The 13259-nt window shown below is 70.5% G+C and carries 10 protein-coding genes; 7 read left to right on the top strand and 3 right to left on the bottom strand.

The features are described 5' to 3' along the window. On the bottom strand, positions 1-2999 hold a 2999-nt coding region (locus tag ON27_RS13645), incomplete at its 3' end, for an acetyl-CoA carboxylase family protein (RefSeq protein ID WP_043725671.1). Positions 3000-3054: 55 nt separating this feature from the next. Between ON27_RS13645 and ON27_RS13640 the strand changes: the two genes are divergently transcribed. After that, positions 3055-3663, top strand: coding sequence for a TetR/AcrR family transcriptional regulator (locus tag ON27_RS13640; RefSeq protein WP_157227177.1), 609 nt, complete (start codon positions 3055-3057; stop codon positions 3661-3663). 328 nt (positions 3664-3991) lie between these two features. Here ON27_RS13640 and ON27_RS13635 read toward each other — a convergent pair whose 3' ends face one another. After that, positions 3992-5500, bottom strand: coding sequence for a flavin-containing monooxygenase (locus ON27_RS13635; protein ID WP_043725669.1), 1509 nt, complete (start codon positions 5498-5500; stop codon positions 3992-3994). Positions 5501-5818: 318 nt separating this feature from the next. Here ON27_RS13635 and ON27_RS13630 point away from each other — a divergent pair, with 318 nt between their 5' ends. Then, entirely contained in the window at positions 5819-6964 is a 1146-nt protein-coding gene (locus ON27_RS13630; RefSeq protein ID WP_043725666.1) for an LLM class flavin-dependent oxidoreductase, read from the top strand. 126 nt (positions 6965-7090) lie between these two features. Continuing rightward, on the top strand, positions 7091-8494 hold the full coding sequence (locus ON27_RS13625; RefSeq protein WP_043725664.1) for an amino acid permease: 1404 nt from the start codon (positions 7091-7093) through the stop codon (positions 8492-8494). A gap of 1 nt (position 8495) precedes the next feature. On the opposite strand, the gene ON27_RS39860 is transcribed toward ON27_RS13625, so the two are convergent. Beyond that, positions 8496-9371, bottom strand: a complete 876-nt coding sequence (locus ON27_RS39860) for a VOC family protein (protein WP_245559936.1) — start codon at positions 9369-9371, stop codon at positions 8496-8498. A gap of 85 nt (positions 9372-9456) precedes the next feature. Between ON27_RS39860 and ON27_RS13610 the strand changes: the two genes are divergently transcribed. The 4 genes from ON27_RS13610 to ON27_RS13595 form a co-directional block, all read left to right on the top strand. After that, positions 9457-10407 (top strand): Lrp/AsnC family transcriptional regulator, encoded by a 951-nt coding sequence (locus ON27_RS13610; protein ID WP_043725674.1) that lies wholly within the window; start codon positions 9457-9459, stop codon positions 10405-10407. A gap of 193 nt (positions 10408-10600) precedes the next feature. Continuing rightward, the gene (locus ON27_RS13605) at positions 10601-11221 is read left to right on the top strand and encodes an HAD family hydrolase (protein WP_169334506.1); all 621 of its coding nucleotides are present in this window, start codon (positions 10601-10603) and stop codon (positions 11219-11221) included. Positions 11222-11523: 302 nt separating this feature from the next. Beyond that, positions 11524-12672, top strand: coding sequence for an acyl-CoA dehydrogenase family protein (locus tag ON27_RS13600; protein WP_043725654.1), 1149 nt, complete (start codon positions 11524-11526; stop codon positions 12670-12672). Between the two features lie 14 nt (positions 12673-12686). Further along, positions 12687-13259, top strand: a 573-nt coding sequence (locus tag ON27_RS13595; protein WP_043725651.1) for an SDR family NAD(P)-dependent oxidoreductase, incomplete at its 3' end; no start/stop codon positions are given.

Here is a 13259-nt window from a genome sequence, read left to right as displayed (position 1 = left end):
ACAGCGCCTTCCAGGCCCATGCCGCCGATCTCCCCGGTCGGCCAAGCGACGACGAACCGGGGCGCGCGGAACGAGCCCGCGGCCATGGCCTGCGCGCCGAGACCGTAGCCCTTGCGCACGATGACGGTTCCCAGCGGGACCGAGAGCGCGGCCGAGTCGATGAAAAGCCGGCTGAACTTGGTAACCGTGGCGTCCTTTTCCGCTTCTGGACCGACCATGAAGCCCGGTGTGTCGCACAGGGAGACGATCGGCAACCCGTGTGTGTCGCACAGGCGCAAGAACATGCTGAGCTTGTCCGCGGCGGGAGCGTCGATCGCGCCGCCGTGATGATGGCAGTTGTTGGCGATCAATCCGAACGACCGCCCCTCGACCCGGATCAACGCGGTGACGATCCCCACGGCCCAGTCCCGGCGCAGCTCCAGTACCGACCCGACATCCGCGACGGACTCGATGGCGGCGCGAATGTCGAACGCGCGCAATCTGTTCTCCGGCACCACGTGCCGCGCCAGGCGCGGGTCCGGCGCGGTCCACTCCCCGAGCGCGCCCTGGAAGTAGGCGAGATACCGGCGGGCGGTGGCGACCGCTTCGGCTTCGTCCGCCGCGACGACGTGCACGACGCCGTTGCGGCGCTGCACCTCGATCGGCCCGATGTCCTCCGGCGCGTACACGCCGAGCCCGCCGCCCTCGATCATGGCGGGACCGCCCATGCCGATATTCGCGTCGGGAGTGGCGATCACGACGTCGCACATGCCCAGCAGCGCCGCGTTGCCCGCGAAGCACCGTCCGGAGACGATGCCGATCAGCGGAACCCGCCCCGACAGCGCGCCCATCGCGCGGAACGTGGTGACATCGAGGCCGGAGATGCCTGAGTAGTCGGTGTCGCCCGGTCTGCCGCCGCCGCCCTCGGTGAAGAAGATCACCGGAAGTCCCTGCTCGCGTGCGAGTTCGAGCATGCGATCGGTCTTGACGTGGTTGCGCATGCCCTGGGTGCCCGCCAGCACCGTGTAGTCGTAGGACAGCACCACCGCGCGGGATCGGTCGGGACCGAATCGTTCGGCATCGATGGTCGCGACGCCCGCGATCAGCCCGTCCGCCGGTGTGTTCGCGATCAGGTCCGCTTCGCTGCGGCGCAGTCGTTGCGCGGCGACCGCGAGCGCGCCGTATTCCACGAAGCTGTCCGCGTCGACCAGGTCGTCGATGTTCTCGCGCGCGGTGCGCCGCCCGAGCCGGTGCCGTTTCGCGACCGCCTCCGAGCGCGCTTCGTCCAAGCCGACGCGGTGGCGTGCGTGGACCTCGGCGAGATCGGCGCGTATCGAGTCCAAGTCCACCGCGACCTGGTCGATGACCGCTCCGCCGTGTTCGGCGGCGACGAAGACCAGCAGCGGCGCGTGCGGATCGACCACCGCGCCCGGCGCCGCGATTCGGCGGCACACCCGCAAATCCCGCTCGGCGCGCACGACATGCTGCATCTTCATCGCCTCCAGCACGGCGACCTCGCCGCCCGCGGGAACGATCACGCCCGGCTCGGCGACGGCGACCACCGTGCCGCCCATCGGCGACAGCACCGCGTGCTCGTCGTCCGCCAACGGCACCGGCGCCGCCGCGACTTCCGTGCTCGGCGGAGCAGGCACGGGACTCGGGAATTCCCCGGCGCGTTCGACCAATTCGTCGAGGTGCCGCTCGAACCAGCTGGTCGGCACCACGCGGCCGTCCGCCAGCTCCGCCAGGACCACGCGCAGCACCGCGGCGTTGGTGCCCACCCCGGCCACGACGGTCTCGGCCAGCGCGTCCGCGCACCGGCGCAGCGCCGCCGGATACGACGGACCGGACGCGACGATCTTCGCCAGCAGGGAGTCGAATCGCGCGTCCTGCCGCATTCCGGCGAACGCGGCCGTGTCGACTCGCACGCCGCTACCGGTGGGCGGCGCGAAGTGGGTCAGCGTGCCGGTGGCGGGTAGCACGTCGCCGCCCGCGGTCAGGATCTCGGCGTTCAGACGTGCCTGCACCGCGTAGCCACGTGCGGAACCGGGTGCCGGCAGTGCGAGATCGGCCAGCGTGGCGCCGCGGGCGAGATCGCATTGGACGGCGACCAGGTCGAGGCCCGTGACCGCTTCGGTGACGGTGTGCTCGACCTGCAGGCGCGGGTTGACCTCGAGAAACCACGCGTCTTCATCGCGTACCAGGAACTCGACGGTGACCACACCGCGACAGCCGACGGATTCGGCGACCCGCACGGCCCAGCTGTGCAATCGCTCCCGCAATGCCGCGGACAGTTCGGGAGCGGGGGCCACTTCGACCAGTTTCTGCTGTCTGCGCTGAACGCTGCAATCGCGGTCCCCGACGGCCGTCGCGGCGTGGCCGTCCGCGACGATCTGCACTTCGATGTGGCGTGCGCCGGTGATCAGCGCCTCCGCGTAGACACCGTCGTCACCGAATCCGGCCAGTGCCTCCGCGCGGCAGCGCTCGACCGCGTCCAGGAGGGAAGCCGCGTCGCGCACCGCCCGCATGCCGCGCCCTCCGCCCCCGGCGGCGGCTTTCACCATCACCCCATCCGGATGCTCGGACAGCAGTTTCTCGACCTCGGCGATCTCCGCCCCGCGGCGAGTTGCCGGGATCACCGGGACCCCCGCGCGCTCGGCCGCCGCGCGAGCCGCGGTCTTGTCACCGAAGACGCCGAGCGCCTCGGCCGACGGCCCGACGAACACCAGGTCGGCCGCGGCGCACGCCTGCGCCAATTCCGCGCTCTCACTGAGGAATCCGTAGCCCGGGTGGACGAGCGCGCCCGGCCCCGCTTTTCTGGCCGCCGCGACGACGGCCGCCACGTCGAGGTAGGCGGCGGCTCCGACGCCCGGCAACACCACGGCCTCGTCGGCCAGGCGGACGTGCAGCGCGTGCTGCTCCTCGGCGGTGTACACCGCCAGGGTGCGCCAACCGCGCTCCCGGGCGGTGCGCAGCACCCGAACCGCCACTTCTCCCCTGTTCACCACGACGACCTGCATGCCGCACAGTGTCGTTGACATTGACGTCAACGTCAACATGCGCGACGATGACCGCGTGACCCAGTCCACCTGGTCGGTGCGCGCCGCGCGGGAACGCTCGCATACCTCGCGGCATCGCGACCTCCTCGACGCCGCAGCCCGGGTGTTCGCCGAGCGCGGCTACGACAACACCACGGTCGCCGCCATCACGGCGGAGGCGGGCGTCTCCCGCGCTACCATGTACGTCTATTTCGCCTCGAAGGAAGAGATCTTCTTCGCCTTGGCCGAACGGGTGCGCGACGACTTCCTCGCCGCCCAGGAGCCGGGCATCCAGGACGACGACCCGCGCGCGATGTTGCGCGCCACCATCGAGTCCTTCGCCGACGCCGTCGCGACGGCGGGACCGCTGCTGCGCCTGATCGATGAACGCGGAGCGGTGGACCCGAAGGTGGCCGCGCTGGCCGAGGAGATCACCGAACGCCCGATCCGCCGCTTCACCCGGTATCTGCAACGCCAGCTGGACGCGGGCCGCGTCACCGCGGCGGTAGCGCCGCGCGTGATCGCGGAAACCGTCGGCTACACCCTCACCGCGGGCGTGCTGGCCCGGCGGAATGCCGACGAGCCCAGCCGCACCGAGTACCGCGACGCCATCGAGACCGTCGCGGCAACTCTGCTGGGTCTGTAGCGAACGAAGGCACGTTCGACGCTTTCGGTCCGTGTCGAGTTCGGCGTTCCGTCACGAGGGTGCGGTGCGCCCGGATCGGATGGGCGGATCCCGGGCGCGACCCAGGTACCTTTCGCCGCCGAGCACGCCGATCGACAACAGTAACTTCTGCTGCGCAACATGCTGCTCTGACAGCGGCTTCGCGCATGCGGTGCACAACGTGCCCGGCGGACCGCCGCCCGAGCGAGCCGCTGCGATCGCGGGCCCGCACTACTCGCGCACCGCGCTGTGCGCGCTGTCCGGGCTCGCGGCGGGCACCTGATGCCCGCGGTGAACCGCCGGGCGGCGCTCAGGCGCTGCGGGTGCCTTCCAGCCGCCCGGCGGCGGTCGGCGACTGCTCGGCGCGGCTGAAGGAGAGCACACCGTCCTCCAGCGCGCCCTTGCGCAGCAGCTTGCGGTCGCGGAAGTAGTTGTTGATCACCTGCCACGGGCCGTTGGTGCCCTGCCGGGGCATCACCGCGTCGCCGCGCTGGATGTAGCCGGAGGTCAGCGCACCGCCCATCACCGAATCGGCGCCGCGATCGCGGTCGGTGGCCACGGCCTCGACCCGGGTGTAACCGTTGTTCTTCATGTGGTTGAGCACGCGGCAGAAGTACTCGGCCGCGAGGTCGGCCTTCAGCGTCCACGACGCGTTGGTGTAGCCGAGCACCATCACCGCGTTCGGCACGCCGTCGAGCATCGCGCCCTTGTAGACCACCCGTTCGCGGGTGACCACCGGCTCGCCGTCGATCTCCATGCTCAGGCCGCCGAGCATCTGCACGTTCAGCCCGGTCGCGCTGATCACCAGGTCGGCGGGTAGTTCCTCGCCGGAGGCCAGGCGGATGCCGGTCTCGGCGAAGGTCTCGATGCGGTCGGTGACGATGGACGCCTTGCCACTGCGCAGCACCTTGAAGAGGTCACCGTTGGGCACCACGCACAGGCGCTGGTCCCACGGGTTGTAGGAGGGGGTGAAGTGGCGCATGTCGATGTCCCGGCCGACCTGCATCCGCACGGCGGCCAGCAGCAGCTTCTTGGCCGCTTCGGGATTGGTCCGGGAGAGCTGGAAGCTGGCGCGCTGCAAGGCGATATTGCGCGCCCGCCCGATCCGGTAGGCGAGCTTCTCCGGCACTCTGGCGGTCTTCATCCCCACCGCGACCGGGTCGTCGGCGGGCAGCGCGGTGATGTAGGTCGGCGAGCGCTGCAACATGGTGACGTGCGCCGCCGCGTCGGCCATGGCCGGGATCAGCGTGATCGCGGTGGCCCCTGAGCCGATCACCACGACCCGCTTGCCGGTGTAGTCGAGGTCTTCGGGCCAGTGCTGGGGGTGCACGATCTGCCCGCCGAAGTTCTCCTCGCCGGGGAACTTCGGGCGGTAGCCGTTGTCGTAGTCGTAGTAGCCGGTGCAGCCGACCAGGAAGTTTCCGGTGTAGACCTCGGTCTCACCGGTCCGCTCGTCGAGCGTCTCGACCGTCCAGGTGGCCGTCTCGCTGGACCAGCGCGCCGTAGTCACCTTGCGGCCGAACCGGATGTGCTCGGTGACGCCGTATTCGGCCGCCGTCTCCTCGATGTACCGGCGGATGTTCGGCCCGTCGGCGAGGACCTTGGTGCCGTTCCAGGGACGGAAGCCGTAGCCGAAGGTGTACATATCGGAGTCGGAACGAATGCCGGGGTATCGGAACAGATCCCACGTGCCGCCGATGGCGGTCCTGCGTTCCAGGATCGCGTAGCTTCGTCCCGTCCGCTCCTTGGTGAGATGGCAGGCCATGCCGATTCCGGACAGCCCAGCGCCGATGATCAGTACGTCGACATGCCGCGTCATTGAGGTACTCGTTTCGTCCGTCCGCCTCGCACACCGTGGGGTGCGTGCTGAGGCCAGGTTACGTGTTATTCGGGGTTACGTCTAGACCCGGAATAGTGACACGTACGGACACGCGAATAAAAACCGGCTTGGTTCCAACCCGTGACCCGAGCAGTCCGAGCGCCCAGCATTGACCACTGCGGCGCGCCCTCGAGGCGCACCGTCTCGTTCTGTCCCGCTATCCGAGGTGTCGTGTCCGTGATCGCCGCGGACCGGCGCTTCGCGCGGCGGTCGCCACGGGCGGCCCGGCCGCGGTCTCCGGAAGGGAGTTGGCTCCGCATGAGTCTGTCGTTCCACTGGTTCCTGCCCACCTACGGCGATTCCCGCGGGCTGGTCGCAGGCGGGCACGGCACCTTCATGTCCGGCGACCGCCCGGCCACCCTGCGGTACCTGAACCAGATCGGCGCCGCGGCCGAGGACAACGGCTTCGAGGCCGTGCTCACCCCCACCGGCGCGTGGTGCGAGGACGCCTGGCTGACCACCGCCATGATGGTCGAGACCACCGAGACGCTGAAGTTCCTGGTGGCCTTCCGCCCGGGGCTGGTCAGCCCGACGCTCGCGGCGCAGATGGCGGCGACCTTCCAGCGACACTCCGGGGGCAGGTTACTGCTCAACGTGGTGACCGGCGGCGAGCCGCACGAGCAGGAGGCCTACGGCGACTTCCTGGACAAGGCGCAGCGCTACGCCCGCACCGGCGAATTCCTGCACGTGGTGCGAGAGCTGTGGACCTCCACCGAGCCGGTGACGTTCGAGGGCGAGCACCTGCGGGTACGCCAGGCACTGCTGAGCAACCGTCCGGACCCGGTGCCGCCGGTGTTCTTCGGCGGCTCCTCCGAACCGGCGGGCCCGATCGCGGCCCGCTACAGCGACACCTACCTGACCTGGGGCGAGCCGCTGCCGGCGGTGAGCGGGAAACTCGAGTGGATCCGCCGTCTGGCCGTGGACCACGGACGCGTACTCGACTACGGCCTGCGCGTTCACGTGATCAGCCGGGACACCTCCGAGCAGGCATGGGCCGAGGCCGATCGCCTCCTGGCCGGCATCGACCCCGCCGACATCGAACGGGTACAGGCCAGTCTGGCGCGCAGTGAATCCGAAGGCCAGCGACGGATGTCGGCACTGCACGGCGGCAGCACCGAGCGACTGGAGATCGCCCCCAACCTCTGGGCGGGCGTCGGGTTGGTCCGCGGCGGCGCGGGCACCGCGCTGGTCGGCTCACACGCCGAAGTCGCCGATCGGCTGGCCGAGTACGCGCGCCTCGGCATCAGGCACTTCATCCTGTCCGGTTACCCGCATCTGGAAGAGGCGTACTGGTTCGGCGAAGGCGTGCTGCCGATCCTCGAGCGCAAGGGCCTGTGGCGGCATCCCAACCGCACCGCCCGCGTCGCCGCCGCCACGCCTTTCGCGGCGTCTTCCAGCAGCTGAGCGATCCGCGGCCGGAACGGGCACGGCCGCAACCCCCCAGTTATTCCCACGGGGGGCAGCACGGCGAGAATGGTCCATCGGTCGGCACACCGGCCGCGACCGACGGACCGTTTTCGTAAGGGAGTCATGACCACCCCATCAGCCCGGCGATGGCGCCGTCGCCTGCCCGACACCGCGACCGAGGCGGGCGCGCCCACGCTGGCGCGCAGGCTCGGGCGACTCGATCTGACCGCCATGGGCGTGGGCACCATCGTCGGCGCCGGGATCTTCGTCATCACCGGCGTGGCCGCCGCGGAGAAGGCCGGGCCCGCCATCGTGCTGTCGTTCGCGCTGGCGGGAGCGGTGTGCGTGCTGGTGGCGCTGTGCTACAGCGAGCTCGCGGCGATGGTGCCGGTCTCGGGCAGCGCCTACACCTACACCTACGCGACCCTCGGTGAGGGACCGGCGTTCCTGGTGGGCTGGAACCTGCTGCTGGAGTTCGTCATCGCGGGCGCCGCGGTGGCCATCGGCTGGTCCGGGACGACCGTGTCCGCGCTGGATTCGCTGTTCGGCCTCACCATCCCGCACGCGCTCAGCGCGGGGCCCGCCGAAGGCGGGGTGGTGAATCTGCCCGCGGTGCTGATCGTCGCGGCCGTCGTCGCGGTGCTGGCCGGAGAGGTCACGTTCACCGCGCGCATCACCAAAGTGCTGGTGGGCGTGACCATCGGCGTGCTCGTGCTGGTGGTCGTCATCGGCGCACCGCACGTGGAGGTGGACAACTGGACGCCTTTCGCCCCGTTCGGGATCGGGGGCGTCGTCGGCGGGGCGGCGATCGCGTTCTTCGCCTTCCTCGGTTTCGACGTGGTCGCCGCGTCGGCGGAAGAGGCCCGGGAGCCGCGCCGCGACGTACCCTGGGCCATCATCGGCACGGTGCTCATCGCCACCGCGCTATACGCGCTGGTCAGCGCCGTGCTCACCGGCATGGTGCCGTTCGCGACGCTGAACAACAGCGCACCGATCGCGACCGCGTTCGGCGCGGTGCGCATCGGCTGGATCGGCGACGTCATCGTGATCGCCTCGATCGTCGCGCTGACGAAGGGGCTGCTGCTGATCGTGTACGCGCAGGTCCGGTTGATGTTCGCGATGTGCCGCGACCGGCTGCTGCCCTACCGCCTCGCCGCGACCGGGAAAAGCTCGACCCCGGTACGGCTGACGTTGCTGCTCGGAGCGGTCGGCGCGGTGATCGCGGGCATGCTTCCGATCGACATCGTGGTGGAACTGGTGAACATCGGCGCCCTCTCGGCGTTCGCGGTGGTGTGCGTCGGCGTGCTGGTCCTGCGGCGGGTGGAGCCCGAGCGTGAACGCCCGTTCCGCACCCCGCTCGTGCCGCTGGTTCCGATCCTCGCGCTGATCGGCTGTGTCCTGCTCGCGACCACGCTCGAGGCGTTGACCTGGGTGCGGTTCGGCGTGTGGGTGCTGGTGGGCATCGCGGTCTACCTCGCATACGGCCGCAAGCGCTCCACCCTCGCCGAACCCCACTCCGAGTCCTGAGTCAGCCCGCCACGAAGAACAGGCCCGCGCCGTAAGCGTCCCGGGCGGAGACGAAGAAGCCGTCGTCCGTCTCACGAACCGGCACATCGGCCTTCGCGACGACCTCCCGCGCGACGGCCAGGTCTCGCACAGTGATGGTCATGGCGGCCAAGTAGGACGGTGCGGGCGCCTCCTCTCCCGGCAGCACAGCGCCGGTCCGGGACGCGCGCACCAACTCCAGTCGTCCCGAGGCCATCTTCAACACGGTCAGCGGCCCTTCGCACACGGCGGAGACGGCCAGGATGCGGCCGTATCGCTCGACGACCGCGTCGAACTCGGCGTCTTCCACGACGATGAGCACGGCGGCGATGGCGCGGGCGCCGTTCGGGTGCGACAGATAGCGCGGCTGGTGTACGTACGCACGCGTGAGATGCTGTGCGACGCCCAGCAACGCCTCCGGTGTCGAACCGGGGTCCACATGCACCGCACGCGCGCGCACCGTGCGGATGCCGTCCTCGGTCTCGACATCGCGCTCGAGGTCGAGCACGCCGGTCGCGCGCAGTCCCGCCGCCGTGAGCTGCCGCCGGGCCGCCTCCGCGTCGCCGGTTTCGAGATTGAGCAGGCGGAAGCCTTCGTACTCGTCGGCCATCGCTTTGGTGTGCCACGGGTCCGGCGCGGACTCGTCCACGATCCCGAGCAGTTCGAGGTAGGAGCCGCCGAACAGCGCGCACCGGTTGGCCGTGCATCCGGGCGTGGGCGGTTCGCCGGGGCGCGCGCTCAGCAGGTGCCGCGAGCGGGGACTCAGGGTGAAGCCGAGGTCGAGGTAGCGGCGTTCCAGACCGTCCAGGTCGCGAGTCAGGATTCCGGTGTGGTGGATGGCGTCGATCGGTTTCTGCACGCCGTCGATGCTGGCCCGGCATCCGACGGACCGCCCGTCAGCACAGCGGATCCGCCGGATTCCGACACTGCCCTACCCTGACATGGTGGATTCGGTCACCCTGGACGACATCGACCGGAGGTTGCTGCACGCCTTGCAGCTCGACGGTCGTGTCCCGTTCAGCAGGCTTTCGCCGGTGCTGGAGGTCTCCGAACGCACCTTGGCTCGCCGCTACCGCAGGCTGCTCGACACCGGAGGGCTACGGGTCACCGGCGTCGCCGACACCGGACGCGTGGGTTACGCCGAGTGGCTGGTCCGCCTGCGAGTCCGCCCGGAGGCCACCGCCGCGTTGGCCCGTGCGCTGGCGAGCCGCGCCGACACGGCCTGGGTGACGGTCATCGCCGGCGGCGTCGAGCTCACCTGTCTGTTCCGCGTCCCCGGCGACGCTCCCCTGCCCGAACTCGGCCGCCACCCCGCCGTGCGAACCGTGGACGCCCATCGCGTGCTTCGGCACCTCATGCGACGCCGCTGGCATGGCCGAATGTCGGCGCTGTCCACCGAGCAGAGCGCGGCCCTGCGCGCGCCCGGCGCGGACCCACCCCAAGCGGTGGCGCCGAGCGAACTGGATCAGCGCCTGCTTCCCGCGCTGGCCGCCGACGGGCGGGCGACCTACCCGCGGCTCGCGCGTACCGTCGGCTGGTCGGAAACCGCGGTGCGGCGGCGGGTCGAGGAACTGCGCGGCGCCCGGGTCCTCGGTTTCGACGTCGAGATCGATCCCGCGTTGTTCGGATTCACCGTGCAGAGTCTGCTGTGGCTCGCCGTCGCGCCCGCACATCTGCTCGCCGTCGCGACCGCGCTGGCCGCCGATGCGGAGGCGGCGTTCGTGGCGGCGACAACCGGACCACACAATCTGCTGGTGTGCGTCGTCTGCCGCGACGCGGACGCCCTGTTCCGCTACACCACCGAGCGGATCGCCGCGCTGCCCGGCATCGACCGGATGGAGATCGGGCCGATCAGCGGTTATGCCAAGCGCGCGGCGCCCTTGCGCCGCACCTGACGCACGTTTGCACTCGCTGCGCAATCCCGATGCGCGGCAGCTGGTTTCGTGGCATCGAATGCATCGCGGGTTCCACGTGAATCCGGGACGCCGCTGCCTCCGGCGTCCCACCGGCCTCACCCTCTCGCGGCGGAGTTGTGAATCACAACAGCCGGACCGGCATACCCCGGCACCGGCGATTAGGGTCATGAGGGTGACCTGGACCGTGGGCTTCGACCTCGACATGACGCTGATCGACTCCCGGCCGGGTGTCGCCCGAGCCATCGACCTGCTCGGCGCCGAATTCGATCTGCCCCTGTGCGGGACGACCTTCGCCGATCGGCTCGGCCCGCCGCTGGCCACCCTGCTCGTCGAAGCGGGCGCGCCCGAGGAACTGGTCCCGGCTCTGGTGACCCGCTACCGGGCGTTGTATCCGACGCTGGTCTCGGCCATACCCCCGATGCCCGGCGCACAAGCCGCACTGGCAGCCGTGCAGGCGCGCGCCGGACGAGTACTCGTGGTCACCGGTAAGCACGCCCCGCTCGCACAGCTGCACATCGCCGAACTCGGCTGGCGCGTGGACCATCTCGCGGGCGACCTCTGGTCGGCGGGCAAGGCCGCGACGCTGCGCGAACAGGGCGCGCACCTGTTCGTCGGCGACCACGTGGGCGACATGAACGGTGCGCGAGCCGCGGACGTGTTCGCGGTGGGCGTCAGCACCGGACCGTGCACGGCCGCCGAACTGCGCGCGGCGGGCGCGGACGTGGTGCTCACCAGCCTCACCGAGTTCCCCGCCTGGCTCGCGACCGAGTGCGGCGCGGTCACCACCGGCTGACCGCCGCGTCGACTCGTTCAACGGCGCGCGGTCGCACGCGACGCCGTCACTCCGCACACAGGGCCAGCGCCGCGCTGGGCCGGGGCCTCGTGGAAAGCCCGTGGGGTCCGCAGCCACATCGACGCACCGTTCGGTCGCGGAATTCCGGCTGGCGAGCCATACATCCGACCGGCGCCGGAGCGCAGCAGCGAGACGACTTCGGCGGGGCTGGACCCGCACCTCGCTTCGGCCTGCCGTACAGCTTTCAGGCAGTCGGCTGGAAAAACTTGCGGCGTTAGTTTAACTGTCGCTAGCCTACCGCCATGGATCTCGAACTGTCCGACGAGCAGACCGCAGCACGGCAGCTGGCGGCCGATTTCGTCGACCGCGAGGTCGCGCCGCACGCCGCGCGATGGGATCGCGAGGAAAGCGTGGACCGGGCGATCGTCGGCCGCCTCGGCGCGCTGGGCTTCCTCGGCCTCACCATCCCGGAGCAGTACGGCGGCAGCTCGGGCGACCACCTCACCTACTGTCTGGTCCTGGAGGAGCTCGGCCGCGGCGATTCGGCCGTGCGCGGCATCGTCTCGGTCTCCCTCGGCTTGGTCGCCAAGTCGATTCACCACTTCGGGACCGAGGACCAGAAACGGACCTGGCTCACGCGGCTCGTCGCCGGCGAAGCGCTCGGCTGTTTCGCGCTCACCGAGCCGGGCACCGGATCCGACGCCGCCCAGTTGCGCACCCGCGCCGTGCGCGACGGCTCGGACTGGGTGCTGTCGGGCACGAAGATGTTCATCACGAACGGCACCTGGGCCGAGGTGGCGCTGGTGTTCGCGCGCACCGGCGGCGAGGGGCACCGCGGCATCACCGCGTTCCTGGTGCCGACCGACTCACCCGGATTCACCGCACGCGAGATCCACGGCAAGCTGGGACTGCGCGGACAGGCCACGGCCGAACTCGTGCTCGACGGGGTGCGGGTACCCGACAGTGCCCGCCTGCACGCCGAAGGCAAAGGCTTCACCGTGGCGATGGCGGCGCTGGCCAAGGGCCGCATGTCGGTGGCGGCCGGATGCGTCGGCTTGGCGAAGGCGTGTCTGGACGCGGCGGTCGGCTACGCCACCCAGCGCAAGCAGTTCGGCAAGCCGATCGCAGCGCATCAGCTCGTTCAGGAACTGCTCGCCGACATCGCGCTGGACGTCGACGCGGCGCGGCTGCTGGTATGGCGGGTGGCCGATCTCGTCGACCGCGGCGAGGACTTCGCCGTGGCCTCCTCGCAGGCGAAGCTGTTCGCGTCCGAGGCCGCGGTCCGTGCGGCCGATCGCGCGGTGCAGGTGTTCGGCGGGTACGGCTACATCGATGAGTTCCCGGTGGGCAAATATCTCCGCGACGCCAAGGTGATGACCCTCTACGAGGGAACGAGCCAGATCCAGAAATTGCTCATCGGCCGCGCCCTCACCGGCGTCGCCGCGTTCTGACCGGAGGACATTCGATGCATCGCTTCACCGATCGGGTCGCCGTCGTCACCGGCGCCGCCCAGGGCATCGGCGCGGCCACCGCGCTGCGCTTGGCCGCCGAGGGCGCCGCCGTCGCCGTACTGGACCGCAACGCTCCCGACGAGACCGCCGGGCGGATCAACGCGGCCGGCGGCGTGGCGCGCGGTTACGTCTGCGACGTCACCGAGCGCGATTCGGTGCGGACCGTGTTCGACCGCATCGCCACCGATCTGGGCAGCCCGCAGATCTTGGTCAACAACGCGGGCATCACCCGTGACGACCTGTTCTTCCGCCTGTCCGAGCAGGACTGGAACGCGGTGCTCGCGGTGAATCTGACCGGCGCCTACCACTGCGCGCAGGCCGCGCAGACGTTCATGGTGGCCCAGCGTTACGGCCGGATCGTGTCGCTGTCGAGCCGGTCGGCGCTGGGCAATCGCGGCCAGGCCAATTACGCGGCCGCCAAGGCGGGCATCCAGGGCCTGACGGCGACGCTCGCCCTCGAACTCGGCCCCTACGGCGTCACCGTGAACGCGGTGGCGCCCGGTTACATCGCCACGGCCATGACCGCC

The sequence above is a fragment of the Nocardia asiatica NBRC 100129 genome (genome assembly GCF_000308415.1).
Classification (GTDB): domain Bacteria; phylum Actinomycetota; class Actinomycetes; order Mycobacteriales; family Mycobacteriaceae; genus Nocardia; species Nocardia asiatica.
The sequence above is the reverse complement of the archived record's forward strand: the minus strand, read 5'-3'. Positions and strand labels throughout refer to the sequence as shown.

Excerpts from the sequence above, each read along its gene's own strand:
- ON27_RS13630 (WP_043725666.1), top strand. The coding sequence starts at position 5,819 with ATGAGTCTGTCGTTCCACTGGTTCCTGCCCACCTACGGCGATTCCCGC.
- ON27_RS13625 (WP_043725664.1), top strand. The coding sequence starts at position 7,091 with ATGACCACCCCATCAGCCCGGCGATGGCGCCGTCGCCTGCCCGACACC.
- ON27_RS13635 (WP_043725669.1), bottom strand. The coding sequence starts at position 5,500 with ATGACGCGGCATGTCGACGTACTGATCATCGGCGCTGGGCTGTCCGGA.
- ON27_RS13600 (WP_043725654.1), top strand. The coding sequence starts at position 11,524 with ATGGATCTCGAACTGTCCGACGAGCAGACCGCAGCACGGCAGCTGGCG.